The following is a 15,472-nucleotide window of genomic DNA, read 5'->3' as shown; positions in this document are numbered from 1 at the left end:
GCCGCGACCGGCGCCGCCGCCGCGTCCGCCCCTACGCCCGACCGGGAGACCACCGTGCCCGACGGCCGGCCCGCCTGCCGCCCCCGCGCCGTCCTCGCCATGCACCGCGAGCTCGCCGGGCGCCTGATCGACCCGCACACCATGGCCCGGCTCACCGCGCTGGCCGACCTCGACCCGGCGCTCGTCCTGGACGACTTCACCACCCCCGGGGCCCGCGCGGCACTCGCCGACGCCGAGGTGATCGTCTCCAGCTGGGGCTGCCCGCCGATCGACGAGGAGGTGCTGGCCGCCGCCCCGCGGCTGAGCGCCGTCATCCACGCCGCCGGCTCGGTCAAGCACCACGTCACCGAGGCCTGCTGGCGCCGCGGCCTGCAGGTCACCTCCGCGGCCTGGGCCAACGCCCTGCCGGTCGCCGAGTACACCGTCGCCGTCGTCCTGCTCGCCAACAAGCGGCTGCTGCCGATCCGCGAGGAGTACCGGCGCCGCCGCGCCCCGTACGACTGGCAGCTGGCGTACGCCACGGCCGGCAACTACCGGCGCACCGTCGGCATCGTCGGCGCCTCCCGGATCGGCCGGCGGGTGATGGAACTGCTGCGCCCGCACGACCTGGACCTGCTGCTGCACGACCCGTACGTCGACCCCGCCGAGGCCGCCCGGCTCGGCGCCCGCGCCGTGGAGATGGACGAGCTCTGCGCGGCCTCCGACGTGGTGAGCGTGCACGCCCCCGAGCTGCCGGCCACCCGGCACCTGATCGACGGCCGCCGGCTCGCCCTGATGCGCGACGGCGCCACCCTGGTCAACACCTCGCGCGGCTCCCTGGTCGACCAGGAGGCGCTGCTGCGCGAGGCCGCCTCCGGGCGCCTGGACGCCGTCATCGACGTCACCGAGCCGGAGGTGCTGCCCGCCGACTCCCCGCTCTACGAGCTGCCGAACGTCTTCCTCACCCCCCACGTGGCCGGCTCGCTCGGCGGCGAGCTGCACCGGATGGCGGCCGCCGCCGCCGACGAGCTCGCCCGCTACACCGCCGGGCAGCCGTTCGCCCACCCCGTCCTCGCCGAGGACGAACACCGCACCGCGTGATCCCGCGCCGCGCCCCTGTGCCGCGCGGCCCCGCACCACGCCCCTCGCACCACGTGCTCCCCGCACCAACAACGAATCGGAGAACCCCCATGCCCCGCAGGGTGATCGGCATCGTCATGAACGGCGTCACCGGCCGGATGGGCTACCGCCAGCACCTGGTCCGCTCCATCCTGGCCATCCGCGACCAGGGCGGCCTGCCGCTCGCCGACGGCGACACGCTGTGGCCCGAGCCGATCCTGGTCGGCCGCAGCGCCGACAAGCTCCAGGACCTCGCCGACCGGCACGGCCTCACCCACTGGACCACCTCGCTCGACGAGGCCCTCGCCCACCCGCTCGCCGAGATCTACTTCGACGCCCAGGTGACCCCCGCCCGGGAGAGCGCGCTGCGCACGGCGATCGCCGCCGGCAAGCACGTCTACACCGAGAAGCCCACCGCCGAGTCGCTGGAGGCCGCGCTCGACCTCGCCCGCCTCGCCCGCGCCGCCGGCGTGTGCAACGGCGCCGTGCAGGACAAGCTCTTCCTCCCCGGCCTGCGCAAGCTCAAGCGGCTGGTGGACGGCGGGTTCTTCGGCCGGATCCTCTCCGTGCGCGGCGAGTTCGGCTACTGGGTCTTCGAGGGCGACTGGCAGCAGGCCCAGCGGCCGTCCTGGAACTACCGCGCCGAGGACGGCGGCGGCATGGTCCTCGACATGTTCCCGCACTGGCGCTACGTGCTGGACGGCATCATCGCCCCCGTCCGCTCGGTGTACGCGCACACCGCCACCCACATCCCCGAGCGGACCGACGAGCGCGGGCAGGTCTACCGGGCCACCGCCGACGACGCGGCGTACGGCGTCTTCGAGCTGGAGGGCGGCATCACCGCCCAGATCAACTCCTCCTGGGCCGTCCGGGTGGACCGCGACGAGCTGGTGGAGTTCCAGGTCGACGGCACCGAGGGCAGCGCGGTCGCCGGGCTGCGCGAGTGCCGCTTCCAGCACCGCGCGGCCACCCCCAAGCCGGTCTGGAACCCGGACCTGCCGGCGACCGAGCCGTTCCGCGCGCAGTGGCAGCGGGTGCCGGACAACGAGGAGTTCGACAACGGCTTCAAGGCGCAGTGGGAGCTCTTCCTGCGCCACGTGACCACCGGCTCCCCGTACCACTGGGACCTGCTGGAGGGCGCCAAGGGCGTGCAGCTCGCCGAACTCGGCCTGCGCTCCGCCCGCGAGGGACGCCGGATGGACGTCCCCGAGCTGTCCCTGTGACGGCCCGCCGGCCGCATCCGGGCCGGCCACCGGGCACCCGGCCGCCGGGGAACCGACCGCAGGGGGTCCGACCGCCCCGAAGCCACCCGCCGACGAGACGAATGCGCTGACACCATGACCGAGATCGACCTGCCCGGCCACGGCCGGCTCCGACTGCGCGAGCCCGCCGTCCAGGCGGTTCCGCCCGCCCCACCCGCCCCCGCCCGCTCGCGGACGGCCTTCGCCGCCGCCCACGTGGTCGCCGACCCGCTGGGCGACAACGCCCCCGGCGCACCCGCCGCCGTCGACTGGGACGCCACCCTCGCCTTCCGCCGGCACCTGTGGTCGCTGGGCCTCGGCGTGGCCGACGCGATGGACACCGCCCAGCGCGGCATGGGCCTCGACTGGCCGGCCACCCGCGAGCTGATCACCCGCTCCGGGGCCGCGGCCCGCGCCTGCGGCGGCCTGCTGGCCTGCGGCGTCGGCACCGACCAGCTCGCTCCCGGCCCCCACCCGCTGGACGCCGTCCGGGCCGCCTACGAGGAGCAGCTGACCGTCGTCCAGGAGGCCGGCGCGCAGCCGATCCTGATGGCCAGCCGCGCCCTGGCCGCCGCCGCGCGCGGCCCGGAGGACTACCTGGAGGTGTACGGCGGGCTGATCGCCGCCTCCGAGCGGCCGGTGCTGCTGCACTGGCTCGGCGAGATGTTCGACCCGGCGCTGGCCGGCTACTGGGGCTCCGCCGACCTCGACGCGGCCGCCGCCACCGTGCTGGAGCTGATCGGCGCGCACGCCGACCGGATCGAGGGCATCAAGATCTCCCTGCTGGACGCCGACCGGGAGATCGCCCTGCGCCGCGCGCTGCCGGCCGGCGTGCGGATGTACACGGGCGACGACTTCCACTACCCCGAGCTGATCCGCGGCGACGACCGCGGCCACAGCCACGCCCTGCTGGGCGTCTTCGACCCGATCGCGGCCACCGCCGCGGCGGCGCTGCGGGCGCTCGACGAGGGCGACCTCGACCGCTACGAGGAGCTGTTCGCGCCGACCGTGCCGCTGGCCCGGCACCTGTTCGCCGCACCGACCTTCCACTACAAGACCGGTGTGGTCTTCCTCGCCTGGCTGGCGGGCCACCAGGACCACTTCACCATGGTGGGCGGTGCCCAGAGCGGGCGTTCGGTGCCCCACCTGGTGGAACTGTTCCGGCTCGCGGACGCCGCCGGGGTGCTCCCCGACCCGGACCTCGCGGCCGACCGGATGCGCCGGCTGCTCGCGGTCGCGGGGGTGGCGGCATGAGCGGCGCCGACGCGGCGAACGGCCTCGCGAGGCTGTCGCTCAACCAGATCACCACCCGGGGCTGGAGCCTGCCGGAGGCCGTGCGGGGCTGCGTGGACGCCGGCATCCCGGCCATCGGGCTCTGGCGCGACAAGGTCGCCGAGACCGGCCTGGCCCGCTCCGCGAAGCTGTGCCGGGACGCCGGACTCGCCGTCAGCAGCCTCTGCCGGGGCGGCTTCCTCACCGCCGAAGGCCCCGAGCGGCGCCGGGCCGCGCTCGCCGACAACCTCCAGGCCGTCGAGGAGGCCGCCGAACTCGGCACCGACACCCTGGTGCTGGTCGTCGGCGGCCTGCCGGCCGGCAGCCGCGACCTGGTCGGCGCCCGCGCCGCCGTCGCCGACCTGCTCGCCGAACTCGCCCCGCACGCGGGCGACTTCGGCGTGCGGCTGGCGATCGAGCCGCTGCACCCGATGTTCTGCGCCGACCGGGCCGTGGTCTCCACCCTGGGCCAGGCGCTCGACCTCGCCGCCCCGCACCCCGCCCGGCAGGTCGGCGTCGTCGTCGACAGCTACCACGTCTGGTGGGACCCGGCGCTGCCCGAGCAGATCGCCCGCGCCGGCCGGGAGGGCCGGATCGCCTCCTACCAGGTGTGCGACTGGACCCTGCCGCTGCCCGCCGACGCCCTGCTCGGCCGGGGCCACGTCGGAGACGGCCACATCGACTTCCGAGCCCTCACCGACCTGGTCACCGCCGCCGGGTACGAGGGCTGGATCGAGGTCGAGATCTTCAACCAGGAGATCTGGGACACCCCGGGCGAGCTGACGCTGCGCACCCTGATCGAGCGGCACCTGACCCACCTGGCCTCGCCGTGAGGGTCGTCGTCGCGCCCGACTCCTTCAAGGGCACCGTCACCGCCCGGGACGCCGCCCTGGCGCTGGCCGCCGGCTGGCGCTCGGTGCGGCCGGACGACGAGCTGCTGCTCCGTCCGATGGCCGACGGCGGGGAGGGCACCCTCGACGCGCTCGCGGCGGCCCTCCCCGGCGCCGTCCCGCACCTCGTCCCCGACTGCACCGGCCCCGACGGGGGGCCGGTCACCGGACGCTACGCGCTGCTGCCGGACGGCACCGCGCTGGTCGAACTCGCCGACACCGGCGGCCTGCCGCTGCTCGGCGGCGCCCTCGCCCCGCTCACCGCCGGCACCCGCGGCACGGGCGAGACCATCGCCGCCGCGCTGGACGCCGGCGCGCGGCAGGTGACCGTCGCGCTCGGCGGCTCCGCGTCCACCGACGGCGGCGCCGGACTGCTGGCCGCCCTCGGCCTGCGGCTGCTGGACGACACCGGCGCCGACCTCCCGGACGGCGGCGGCGCCCTCACCCGGGCCGCCCGGCTCGACCGCACCGCGCTGCGCGCCGCCCCGCCCGGCGGCGTCCGGCTGCTGACCGACGTCACCAACCCGCTGCTCGGCCCCACCGGGGCGGCCGCGGTCTACGGGCCGCAGAAGGGTGCCGACCCGGCCCGGATCGCCGTCTTGGAGGCGGGGCTGCGCCGCTTCGCCGACCTGCTCGGGGGCGACCCGGCCCTCCCCGGCTCCGGCGCGGCCGGCGGCACCGCCTACGGCCTGGTGGCCGCCTGGGGTGCGCAGGTGGTCCCCGGCGCGGCGGCGGTGGCCGAGCTGACCGGCCTCGACGAAGCCCTCACCGGGGCCGGCCTGGTGATCACCGGCGAGGGCCGCTTCGACCGCACCAGCCTGCTCGGCAAGGCGGTCGGCGAGGTCCTGACCCGCGCGGAGCGGGCCGGCGTCCCCTCCCGGGTCGTCGCCGGGGAGGCCTCCGGCCCCGGCGCGCTCACCCTCACCGGGCTGTCCGGCGACCCGGCCGACGCCCGCCACCGGGCGGCCCACTGGCTCACCGCCGCCGGCGCCCGCCTGGCCCGCGCGCGGACGGCCGGCTGACCGCGGGGCCGGTGCCCGCAGGCGTCGGCCCCGCGGTTCACCCGGACGCCGCCGCGTGGTGCCCGTGACGGAAGCCTCGGGTCACATAAACGGTTCGTATGAGAAATGCTCACTACGCACAGGCCGGCCTCGCGACCTCCGCCGCGCTGGCGGCCCTGCTCGTCTGCTCCCCCCAGTACACCGCGGCCGCCGCGGGGACCCGCACCTTCGCCTACACGGGCGCGCCCGAACAGTACGTCGTTCCCGCGGGCGTCTGCGAGATCGCGGTGGACGCGTTCGGAGGCGCGGGCGGAAGCGCCGTCTACGGCTCGCCCGGCGGCAAGGGCGGCGAGGTCCGGGCGACGCTCCAGGTCCACGCCGGTGACGTCCTCACCGTCGACGTGGGCCAGGCGGGGAGCGGCGGCGACCTCCTCGTTCCCGACAGCATGGCCCACGGCGGCTACGGCGGTGGCGGGCAAGGAGGGTCCGCGACCGCCGAGCACCGCCCCGGCAATGGCGCCATCGGCGCCGGGGGCGGCGGCGCCACCACCGTGACGGCCGCCGGCACCGCCCTGGTCATCGCCGGCGGCGGAGGCGGCGGCGCCGGCAGCTTCAGCGACAACGGGACCGGACGCGGCGGTGACGGCGGACAGGACGGGACCGACGGCGCGGACACCGGGGCGGCCCAGGCCGGCAAGGGCGGCAAATCCGGCGGCCACGGCGGCGCGGGAGGCGCGGGCGGAACCGCCACCTCCGACTCCGACCACGACGGCTCTCCGGGCGGCGCCGCCGTCGGCGGCCGCGGCGGCGACGCGGCCGTCAACGTCGGCGACATCCACATGGGAACCGGCGGTGGAGGCGGCGGCGGGGCTCACGGCGGCGGAGCCGGCGGCTCCTCCACGGGCAGCACGCTCGACGCCGGCGGGGGCGGCGGAGGCTCCAGCCTCGGTCCCGCCGGTGCGGCCTTCACCACCGGAGCGCGCAGCGGCGACGGCGAGGTCCGCATCGAGGAGCACGCCTGCGCCACTCCGTCCCCCTCGCCGACCGCCACCACCAGCCCCTCACCCTCGCCGTCCCCGACCGCCACCACCAGCCCCTCACCGACCCCGACCCCGACCCCGTCCCCGACCGCCACCACCACGACCGCCACGTCCACGCCCAGCCCCACCCACACCGCGAGCCACGGCGGCACCGGCGCCCCCTCCCCCACCGGAGGCCCGAGCCACCACCCCGCACCCACGCCGCGACCCGGCGGCGGAGGCGGCCAACTCGCCGAGACCGGAAGCAGGACGCCGGCGCTGCTGCTCGCCGGGGCGCTTTCGCTGGGGGCCGGAGCCGCCGTGCTCCGCCGCGCCCGCCGCAGGGACCGCCGCTCCTGAGCCGCACCTGAGCCGCTCCTGAGCCGCGTCTGACGCCAGTACCGGTGCCCGGCCCCGCCCCGCGCGGGGGCCGGGCGCCTTCCCTTCCCCGGGGCGGACGAAGTGCCGGGTCCTCCCGGACGCACGCGGTCCCGGGCGAGGACCTCGACCGCGCGGTTGATCCACTGCCTCTCGCACGGCATCGGCGCGCAGACCTCCTTGTCCTTGCCCGCGACAGTGGCGCGGCTCGACCGGTCGGCGGTGCCGGGGTGTTCCCGTCGAGGAGCATCCGCCGGTACTCGGCCGGCGGCAGAACGGGCAGGAGCCTCCTCGGCAGATGCGGCACGATGCCGCGCGACCGCCCGCCGTCGACGCCGCTCCTCCCCTGACCGGTACAGGGGCGGGAGGAGCTCCACATGACGAAGTCGCCCGGGGACAGCACGGCCTCCCGCCCCCCGGGCACACACCGCGGCCGCCCCACGGCAACCGCGCGGTACCGCCCGCCGGTATGCCGCGTCCGCGTGCCGTGGACGGGCCGGCCTGCACGGGCGTTCCCCCGCCACGCCCGGCCCGTCGGGGGAGAACGCTCAGACCGACCCGCCGAAGAACACCTGCACCTCCCGGATCAGCCCCTCCCGCACCGTGATCGCCTCGACGTTGCGGTAGCGGCCGCCCGTCGCCGGCTCGTACTCGTAGTAGGCGAAGACGAGCCCGTCCCCGGCGGGCGTGACGCGCAGCAGCCGCTGCTCCGTGAAGCGGTCGGCGGTGGGGAAGCAGCGCCGGAAGAACGCGGCCCGGTCGATGCGGTCGTCCTGCGGGCTGGTGAAGGTGAAGTCGTCGGCGTACAGGGGCAGGGCCGCGTCCCGGTCCTGCGACCGGTAGTGGCGGAAGGCCGCCTCGACGACGGCCACGGGGTTCTCGTCCATTCGGTCTCCTTGTCCGCTTCCGGGAGGCTACCGCGCGGTTCGGACACACCCGGGCGCCATCGGGCCAGGCCGACGGCGAACGCCCCTCCGTCAGCTCCCCGCGGGCGTGGGCGTGGGCGTGCGGGTGCGCAGCAGCTGCCAGGTGGACGGCCCGATCAGGCCGTCCGCGGTCAGTCCGCCCTGCTGCTGGAGTGCGACGACGGCTTCCTTGGTGCGCTCGCCGTACCAGCCGTCGACGTTCCCTCTCCCGAGGTCGAATCCCAGGCGCTGGAGGAGGCACTGGGCCTCGGCGACGTCGTCCATGCCGGTCCCGGGGGTCGGGGGCGGGAGCAGGGCGGTGGTGGTCCGGCTGAGACCGGCGAACCACCGGCCGTTCTCCTCGCGGAACTCGCAGCTGTACGGCGCGTAGGGCAGGACGGTGAACGACGCCCACGCGGTGCGCCGGTGGGTCGTCTCGTCGGTGACGCGGGCCTGGTAGGTCCCGGGGGCGTCGGTGCGGGCGCAGGGCCATTGCCAGTGCAGCGAGCCGTTCTCGGCCGCGATGTTGCTCTCGCGGGTGCCGAGCGGCACGAGGTTGCCGTCCGGTGAACGGATCTCGTTGGTGTAGCGCCCTCTGGGCGTGAACCCGGACGACTCGTTGCCGAGCTTCTGTCCGGGCTGGTTGCAGACGCCCACGACGCGGAAGCGCAGGGCCGGGGGTGCGGTGAGGCGGTCGGTGACGAGCCACGCGGTCAGGGCGAGGACGAGTGCCCCGGTCCCGGTCCCCAGGAGCAGCCACGGGTCGCGCCACCGGGGTGCGGCCGGTGGCAGCGCGGTGGTGACGCCGACGGCGCGCAGCGCAGCGCGGCCGGCCTCGTCGGCCGCTGCGGCCCAGGTGTCGGCGCGGCTGACGGTGAGGGTGCCCAGTCCCTCCTCGCGGCGGTGCAGGGAGACCACGCCGATGATCCGGCCGTGCGCCCACACGGCCGATCCCGACATGCCCTCCCAGGGCGAACGGTTCGGGTCCGGGTCCTGTTCGGGCTCCTGGACCCGGAGTTCCAAGGTGCCTTCCCTACGGTCGGCCAGCGGCGCGATCTCGCCGCGGGCGTGGCAGGAGTCCCGGTACCGGGTGAGGCCCCCGGGGTCGGCACGCCGTTTGAAGAAGGGGAAGCCGAGCGCGCTGGCGCGCAGGCCCGCGTCCCGCTCGCGCACCGCGGCGAAGCGCGCCGGCCTGACGCGCCGTCCGCCGTTGCGCGCGCCCTCGGCGCGGGCGTGGCCGTTCGCCTCGCTCCCCGGTCCGGTGCCGCGCCGCGCGTCGCCGTCGTCCTGGTGGTCGCCGCCGTCGCCGTCGTCCCGGTGGTCGCCGCCGTCGCCGTCCTCGCCTTCGGCCGGCTCCAGGGCGAGCAGGGCCGCGTCGACCCGCGCGTCCGACCACAGGACGCGTGCCCGCGCGCTCCACTGCGCCGGCCGGTCGGCCTCGAAGCGCACCGTGACGAGGGCGGCGAGCCGCACCACGTGCGCGGCCGTCAGCACCACCCCGTCGCGGACCAGGTAGCCGGAGCCGCGTGTCTGCCGGTCGTCGGTGTGCCGGACGATCACCTCTGCGGCCCGCTCGCCGCGCAGCCCTGTCATCGCCCTGTCCCCGCCTCCCGGGCACTGCTGCCCGACCAGGCCTCATGAAGTCTCAACGTGACTCGCATGCCCGGGAGTTGCCCTTCGCCGTGGAGCTTCATGCGCGGTTGCGGGAAGTCCTATAGTGAGCCCGCCTCCCCCACCCGAGTCGACCTTGGAGCGACCAATGATCGAACTGTCGGATGTCATCCGCGACCTGCGGGGACAGCTGGAGACAGCCGTGGCCGACGCCGCCGGCCAGGCCATCGCGTTCGAACTGGGCGACATCGAACTGGAGGTCTCCATGGCGGTCGAGCGTTCGGGCCAGGCCGGCGCCAAGGTGCGGTTCTGGGTCGTCGAGCTGGGCGGCGACGCCGCGCGCGGACGCACCGACACCCAGCACATCAAGCTCACCCTGCGCCCGCGTGTCGCCGCGACCGGTCGGCGGCCGGAGGTCTCCGGGGAGGCCCTGCCCCAGGAGCGGTGACCCCGACGCCGCCCGTGCGGCCCACTCGTCAGCCCAGGATGCCCGCCAAGCCGTCCCCTCCCCGCGTGCACGCGAACGTGCCCGCGCAGCAGCGGTCCCACCCGGTGGGGGTGTCGAGCAGGGTCAGTCGCGACCAGCGGTCGGCGGCCCGCGGGTGCCGGCGCAGCCACAGGCCCAGCCGGGGCACCGTCATGTCGTCAGCGGTCGCGCAGGACGGGTGGACGGGCCCCGGCAGCACGGAGGCGACGTCCCGGGCCGGATGCCCGAAGAGGTCGACCCCGTCCCACACCACCTCGGTGGTCGCGGGCGTGCGCGCGGACGCAGCGGCGTCGACGGCGACCAGGGTGAGGCGGTCGGCGCGGCCGGGTCCTCCGGCGGCGACGGTCAGCACGACGCCGCCGAAGGAGGCGACCGTGTTCCACGCGTGGTCGAAGAGGATGCCGCCGAGCCACGCGTCATGGGCGTGCCGCAGCTCCGCGTAGTCGCGGCGGGTCAGCGTCATGCACTGCCTCGACCGGTGGCCGCCCGGTGTCGCCGCGAGCACCGCACCGGCCTCCTCGGCCGTCATCCCGAACCTGAGCGTCCCGGCTCCGTCCGGCAGGACCACGCCGGTCCCCGGCAGCAACTCCAGCATCGGCCCAGTGTGCCCCTCCCCCGCGCCGCGCCACGAAGGGGGGTGCCGACGGGCCGGGGCCGGGGCGCGGCGGCCCGGGGCGGTGTCAGGTCGCCCCGGTGGGCGGGCTCCAGCGCAGTGCGGTGAGGTCGGGCACGACCAGGTCGGCGCCGGCGAGGTCGCCCGGGCCGTGGGAGGTCGTGAGGGCCACGCAGCGCAGTCCCGCGCTCTTGGCGGCGAGCACGCCGGCCGGGGCGTCCTCGAAGGCGAGGCCGTCGGCGGGGTCGATGCCGAGGGCTCGGCAGGCGGCGAGGTAGCCCTGGGGATCGGGCTTGCCGACGCTGACGTCCTCGGCGGTGATGACGGCCCGGAACAGGCCTGCGCCGCCGACGCGGTCGAGCATCCCGGTCGCGTGGACGCGCCGGCCGGAGGTGACGACGGCGAGCGGTACGCCGCGGCCGTGCAGGTCGGCGAGGAACTCGGCGGCGCCCGGGACGGCGGTCGACGGCGGGCTGTCGGGGGCGGCGAGGTAGCCGCAGGCCTCGTCGAAGAGTTCGTCGACGGTGCTGCCCGGGAAGCGGTGGACGTGCTCGGCGAGGACTTCCTGGCCGCGCCGTCCGGCGAACGTCGCCAGGACCGCGTCGTCGCAGGGCACGTGGTGCGCGGCGAACAGGCGCTTCCAGGCGGCGCGGCTGCGGTGTTCGGTGGCCACCAGCGTGCCGTCGAGGTCGAACAGCGCGGCCTTGGCGTGGAGGTGGTGGAGTTCGGTCATCGCGGTTCGTCCCTCGGTGTCGGGATTCGGTGGGCCGGCTCAGGTGGGGGTGGGCTCGGGGTACCAGCGGTGGATCCCCAGGACGAGCAGCGGGTCACGTCACCCGATCGGAGGAAAGTTCTCAGATGGGTCGCATACGGATCCGATGCAGAGGGCAGCGGGAAACCTCACGAACGGAGCACAGCCAGATGCGCCGGATCAGCACCGCACTCGCGGCCCTGGCCGCAACGGCCACCGCCCTTCTGCCGACCGCCTCCACGGCGGCCGACACCCACCGACCGACGGCCGGGACCGCCGCCCAGGCCTTGGACTTCACCGTCACCTGCCTCACCACCCTCGGCGGCGTGCAGCAGACCGAGAGCTGGCTGTTCCGGCCGGCTCCGTCGACCCTCGGCCGCAGCGTCTCGGCGACCCACCGCACCAGCTACCGCGGCTGTTCGGGCAGCGCGAGCAGCACCCTGAACCAGAACACACCGGCCACCTGGATCGCCACCTGTGCGGAACCGTTCCCGGTGTTCAGCACCGAGACCGTCACCTACACCTGGGACACCGGCGACACCACCACCGTGACGTTCGACCGGGTCACCATGACCCACGAGGCCGGCGGCAACGTGATCCGCTACCGGATGAACAGCAAGGGCACCGTCACCGCCGGCAGCGGCCTCGGCAAGGCGGTCACCCGCAGCACCCTGTTCGACCCGATCGGCACCGGCTGCAACCAGGACTCCACCGAAGCGTTCGGCACCACCGACCAGTTCCGCATCGGCTGAGCGGCGTCTCCCGTCCGGGCCGGCCCCGCTCCGGGGTCGGCCCGGACGCACGGCAGGCCCGGAGGCCGCTGCCGCTGCCAGGGCCGTGCGGGTCGGTGAGGAGGAACCGGGCGGTGGGCTCGCCGCCGCCCCTCGAAGCGGGGACCGGGGACCGATCGGCGGGCGGACACGAGCGGGAGCACGCGGCCGGTTCAGGGCAGGATGGAGTCGACGTAGCCGCCGTCCACGCGCACGGCGCCGCCGGTGGTCGCCGAGGCGAGCGGCGAGGCGAGGTAGACGACCAGGTTGGCGATCTCCTCGGGCTCGATGAGGCGCTGCAGCAGGGACTGCGGGCGGTACTCGACCATGAATGTGTGCTGTGCCTCGTCCCAGGGCAGTTCGTCGCCGACGAGTTCGCGCACGAGCCCCTCGACGCCACCGGTGCGGGTCGGACCGGCGATGACGGAGTTGACGGTGACGCCGGTGCCGGCCGCGTCCTTGGCGAACCCTCGGCCGACCGCGAGCAGCGCCGTCTTCGTCATGCCGTAGTGGATCATCTCGGCCGGGATGACCACGGCCGAGTCACTGGCGAGGTTCAGGACGCGCCCCCAGCCCCGCTCCTTCATCCCGGGCAGGTAGCCGCGGATGAGGCGGACCGCGGACAGGACGTTGACCTCGAAGTAGCGCCGCCACTCGGCGTCGTCGATCTCCAACGGGGCGGCGGAGCCGAAGATCCCGAGGTTGTTGACGAGGACGTCGAGCGCGGGCACGGCCTCCAGCACGGCGGCGGCGCCCTGCTCCGTCGCGAGGTCCCCCACCGCGCCGATGACGAGATCGCTGCCGGACTCGGCGGCGACGGAGCGCACCGCCCGGGCGACGCGCTCCTCGTCGCGGCCGTTGACGGCGACGCGGGCCCCCGCGCGGGCCAGGCCGACGGCGATCGCGTGGCCGATGCCCTGGGTGGAGCCGGTGACCAGAGCGGTCCGGCCGGAGAGATCGATGCGCATGGCGGCTTCCCCTCGTCGAGGCCGTGGAAGTGGAAGGTGACGGACCCGCCGACCACGATGCCGCCGATCCGCCCCCGGCGCAGCGCGGGCGGCGCCGGGTTGCTCCGTGCGCCGCGGCCGTTCCCGCGGTTCGCGGAATTCCGGGGCCGTTATACAAAAGCCCGCCACATGCGTTTTATACGTTGCTACGGTCATCCCCGGAACCACTCGAACAAAGGACGAGGGAATGTTCACGCTGGAATTCTTGCCGGAATCCCGCATCGCCTTTCTGCGCCGCACCGGGCCCTACGGCGAGGCGAACGGCCTGCAGATGGAGAAGCTGAAGTCCTGGGCCGCCGCGCACGACCTGCTGCGCGCCGACTCCGCCGTCCTGGGCATCGCCCGCGACGACCCCGACCGCACCCCGCCCCACGCCTGCCGCTACGACACCTGCCTCGTCCTGTCCGGCGACACCGATGGCACGGATGACGCCGGTGACGCCGGTGACGCCGGTGGCAACGAGGCCGCGGGCACCGAGGTCCGGGTCGACCGCCTCGCCGGCGGGCGACACGCCGTCCTCACCGTCGCCCACACCCCCGAGGGCCTCGCGCAGGCCTGGGCCGGCCTGTTCGGCCGGCTCGCCGCCCAGGGACTCGTGTTCGACACCACCCGCCCCGTGGTCGAACGCTACCGACCCGGCCTGCTCGCCCGGCACCTGTGCGAGATCTGCGTCCCCGTCCGGTAGCCCGGGACCGGCCGCGCCGACCTCAGCCGAAGCCGAAGCGGCCGGCCGTCGTCACGTCGAGGGTGTCCTTGAGCATCGCGAGGGCCGCGCCGACCGGGCTCGAACGGCCCCCGCTCACGGTGATGTCCCCCGCCTCGGGACAGCCGTAGACGACGGCCTTCTCCGGCCCGGCCAGGGCGTGGAGCGGATCGCCCGGAACGGTCTCCTCCAGCCTCACGGACACCACCAGGGGCTCACCGGCGTTCGCGCCCGCCACCGCCCGCAGCCGGTTCCCCCGCGCCGCCGCGGCCCGGGCCGCCGACGCGGTGCGCTCGTCCACCGGCTCCGTCCGCACCCGCACGGCCGACGGCTCCCACCCCCACAGCAGGGCCGCCAGCAGCCGTACCTTCGTCGCCGCGTCCTCGCCGGAGAGGTCGGCCGAGGGATCAGCCTCGGCGATGCCGCGCCGCTGCGCCTCGCCGACCGCCTCCGCCAGGGACTCCCCCGCCGCCAGCCGGTCGAGGACGAAGGTGGCGGTCCCGTTGGGACACGCCCGCACGGAGGCGCACCCGAGGCCGCGGACGCCCGCCCGGGCCAGGTCGGCCGCCGGCAGCGCGGCGCCGGTGGCCCCGGAGATCCTGATCAGCCCGCGGCCGGCCTGTGCGGCGTCGCCGAGTTCACTCCAGTGGGTGAGCAGGTGGCCCTTGGCCGCCGTGACCACGTGCACCCCGCGGCGCAGTGCCGCCACGGCCTCCTCGGCGGCCTGCCCCCGCACCGCCGGCGAGGAGGGCAGCGCCTGCACCAGCACGCGCGCGCCAGCCCGGTCGAGGCTCCGCTCCAGCGCCACCGGCGGACCCCAGGCCGGGCGCGGCGGCACCCGGCCGTCCGGGAGCGGGAGGCAGTGCGCGGAGCCGGTGCGGACGGCGCCGAGCCGCAGCCGGACGCCGTACCGGTGGGCGAGTTCCGCGCCCCGGGTCCGCAGCAGTTCGGCGTAGGCACGGCCGACCGGACCGTAGCCCGACAGCACCACCGCGACGTCGTCCGGCGAACCCGGCACACTGGCGGCCGTCATGGCGGTGTGCCTCCTTCCACGGGTGGACGGTCCTGGGGACCGCCGCGGAGCGGGACCGACGCACGTCGGCTCAGTACTCGCCCTTGATCACGAAGAACGATCCGCGAATGGTACCGGCGAGCTTCGACTTCTGTCGTGCGAACTTGAACCGCGGGGCGAGCTCCTCCGGGACCTCCATCCCTTCCGCGAGCTTGAACCCGACCGCCCGCTTCCTGGCGTCGTCGACGGTGTACATCACGTTGACCGCCAGGCCGCTCTCGTAGAACACGAAGGCCATGCGGATGTTCTCGACCTGGAAGGCCGTGGCCTCCAGCGGCTTGGACGCGATGGCGATCTCGCGTTCCTCCCTGAGGATCCGGTGCACCCAGTCGACGGCGTCCGGGGCGTCCTCCGCGGCCTCCACCGTGAACACGTGGTCGTACTTGTTCTTGAAGTACCGGGCCTCGTTCGCCCGCAGCCCGGCGAGCGCGTCGGCGACGGGCGACGACTCCAGGCCGACGGTCGAGACGGTGGTGAAATCCACGATGTAGGTCATGGCCGTTTCCTTCTCAGGGCGTGGACGGGGCGTGGACAGGGCGTGGGCGGACGAGCAGACGGACGAGCAGCCGCCGGTCGGGGCCGAACGCGAAGGCCCTCGGCCACGCCCCCCGGAGCGGTGTGGAGCAGCTCGACGGGACGGCGTGACGTGCGGCG

General features: G+C 75.6%; 16 protein-coding genes. 9 read left to right on the top strand and 7 right to left on the bottom strand.

What is annotated here, in order from left to right:
• The first annotated feature begins 99 nt into the window (after positions 1–99).
• The 6 genes from ACFC0B_RS30275 (at position 100) to ACFC0B_RS30250 (ending at position 6,881) form a co-directional block, all read left to right on the top strand.
• Positions 100–1,080, top strand: coding sequence for a hydroxyacid dehydrogenase (locus tag ACFC0B_RS30275; RefSeq protein WP_376092947.1), 981 nt, complete (start codon positions 100–102; stop codon positions 1,078–1,080).
• 89 nt (positions 1,081–1,169) lie between these two features.
• On the top strand, positions 1,170–2,321 hold the full coding sequence (locus ACFC0B_RS30270; protein WP_376092815.1) for a Gfo/Idh/MocA family protein: 1,152 nt from the start codon (positions 1,170–1,172) through the stop codon (positions 2,319–2,321).
• Positions 2,322–2,435: 114 nt separating this feature from the next.
• The gene (locus ACFC0B_RS30265; RefSeq protein ID WP_376092812.1) at positions 2,436–3,593 is read left to right on the top strand and encodes a dihydrodipicolinate synthase family protein; all 1,158 of its coding nucleotides are present in this window, start codon (positions 2,436–2,438) and stop codon (positions 3,591–3,593) included.
• Entirely contained in the window at positions 3,590–4,444 is an 855-nt protein-coding gene (locus ACFC0B_RS30260) for a sugar phosphate isomerase/epimerase family protein (RefSeq protein WP_376092809.1), read from the top strand. Before ACFC0B_RS30265 ends, ACFC0B_RS30260 begins: the two co-directional genes overlap by 4 nt.
• On the top strand, positions 4,441–5,523 hold the full coding sequence (locus ACFC0B_RS30255) for a glycerate kinase (protein WP_376092806.1): 1,083 nt from the start codon (positions 4,441–4,443) through the stop codon (positions 5,521–5,523). The genes ACFC0B_RS30260 and ACFC0B_RS30255 overlap by 4 nt, the downstream gene beginning before the upstream one ends.
• 98 nt (positions 5,524–5,621) lie before the next feature.
• Positions 5,622–6,881, top strand: a complete 1,260-nt coding sequence (locus ACFC0B_RS30250; protein WP_376092803.1) for an LPXTG cell wall anchor domain-containing protein — start codon at positions 5,622–5,624, stop codon at positions 6,879–6,881.
• Between the two features lie 566 nt (positions 6,882–7,447).
• Here the strand turns inward: ACFC0B_RS30250 and ACFC0B_RS30245 are convergent.
• Entirely contained in the window at positions 7,448–7,786 is a 339-nt protein-coding gene (locus tag ACFC0B_RS30245) for a nuclear transport factor 2 family protein (RefSeq protein ID WP_376092800.1), read from the bottom strand.
• Positions 7,787–7,876: 90 nt separating this feature from the next.
• Positions 7,877–9,397 (bottom strand): peptidoglycan-binding protein, encoded by a 1,521-nt coding sequence (locus ACFC0B_RS30240; RefSeq protein ID WP_376092797.1) that lies wholly within the window; start codon positions 9,395–9,397, stop codon positions 7,877–7,879.
• A 166-nt stretch (positions 9,398–9,563) separates the two neighbouring features.
• Between ACFC0B_RS30240 and ACFC0B_RS30235 the strand changes: the two genes are divergently transcribed.
• Positions 9,564–9,863, top strand: coding sequence for a trypco2 family protein (locus tag ACFC0B_RS30235; protein ID WP_376092795.1), 300 nt, complete (start codon positions 9,564–9,566; stop codon positions 9,861–9,863).
• 28 nt (positions 9,864–9,891) lie between these two features.
• Here the strand turns inward: ACFC0B_RS30235 and ACFC0B_RS30230 are convergent, their stop codons facing one another.
• Together ACFC0B_RS30230 and ACFC0B_RS30225 are read right to left on the bottom strand one after the other, a co-directional pair.
• Positions 9,892–10,497, bottom strand: a complete 606-nt coding sequence (locus ACFC0B_RS30230) for a hypothetical protein (protein ID WP_376092792.1) — start codon at positions 10,495–10,497, stop codon at positions 9,892–9,894.
• Between the two features lie 85 nt (positions 10,498–10,582).
• Entirely contained in the window at positions 10,583–11,248 is a 666-nt protein-coding gene (locus tag ACFC0B_RS30225; RefSeq protein WP_376092789.1) for an HAD family hydrolase, read from the bottom strand.
• A 188-nt stretch (positions 11,249–11,436) separates the two neighbouring features.
• Here ACFC0B_RS30225 and ACFC0B_RS30220 point away from each other — a divergent pair, with 188 nt between their 5' ends.
• Entirely contained in the window at positions 11,437–12,018 is a 582-nt protein-coding gene (locus tag ACFC0B_RS30220; protein ID WP_376092786.1) for a hypothetical protein, read from the top strand.
• Between the two features lie 191 nt (positions 12,019–12,209).
• Here ACFC0B_RS30220 and ACFC0B_RS30215 read toward each other — a convergent pair whose 3' ends face one another.
• Positions 12,210–13,004, bottom strand: coding sequence for an SDR family NAD(P)-dependent oxidoreductase (locus ACFC0B_RS30215; RefSeq protein ID WP_376092783.1), 795 nt, complete (start codon positions 13,002–13,004; stop codon positions 12,210–12,212).
• Between the two features lie 226 nt (positions 13,005–13,230).
• Between ACFC0B_RS30215 and ACFC0B_RS30210 the strand changes: the two genes are divergently transcribed.
• Positions 13,231–13,728, top strand: coding sequence for a GyrI-like domain-containing protein (locus ACFC0B_RS30210; RefSeq protein ID WP_376092780.1), 498 nt, complete (start codon positions 13,231–13,233; stop codon positions 13,726–13,728).
• Between the two features lie 22 nt (positions 13,729–13,750).
• Here ACFC0B_RS30210 and ACFC0B_RS30205 read toward each other — a convergent pair whose 3' ends face one another.
• Together ACFC0B_RS30205 and ACFC0B_RS30200 are read right to left on the bottom strand one after the other, a co-directional pair.
• A complete protein-coding gene (locus ACFC0B_RS30205; RefSeq protein WP_376092777.1) occupies positions 13,751–14,779 on the bottom strand; it encodes a homoserine dehydrogenase in 1,029 nt (342 codons plus the stop codon).
• Positions 14,780–14,849: 70 nt separating this feature from the next.
• The gene (locus ACFC0B_RS30200) at positions 14,850–15,314 is read right to left on the bottom strand and encodes a phage tail protein (RefSeq protein WP_376092774.1); all 465 of its coding nucleotides are present in this window, start codon (positions 15,312–15,314) and stop codon (positions 14,850–14,852) included.
• Positions 15,315–15,472: the final 158 nt, after the last annotated feature.

Origin of the sequence: Kitasatospora sp. NPDC056184 (assembly GCF_042268405.1) — a bacterium.
Taxonomy (GTDB): Bacteria; Actinomycetota; Actinomycetes; order Streptomycetales; family Streptomycetaceae; genus Kitasatospora.
Note: the sequence above shows the minus strand (reverse complement) of the source record. Positions and strands in the feature narration are given on the sequence as shown.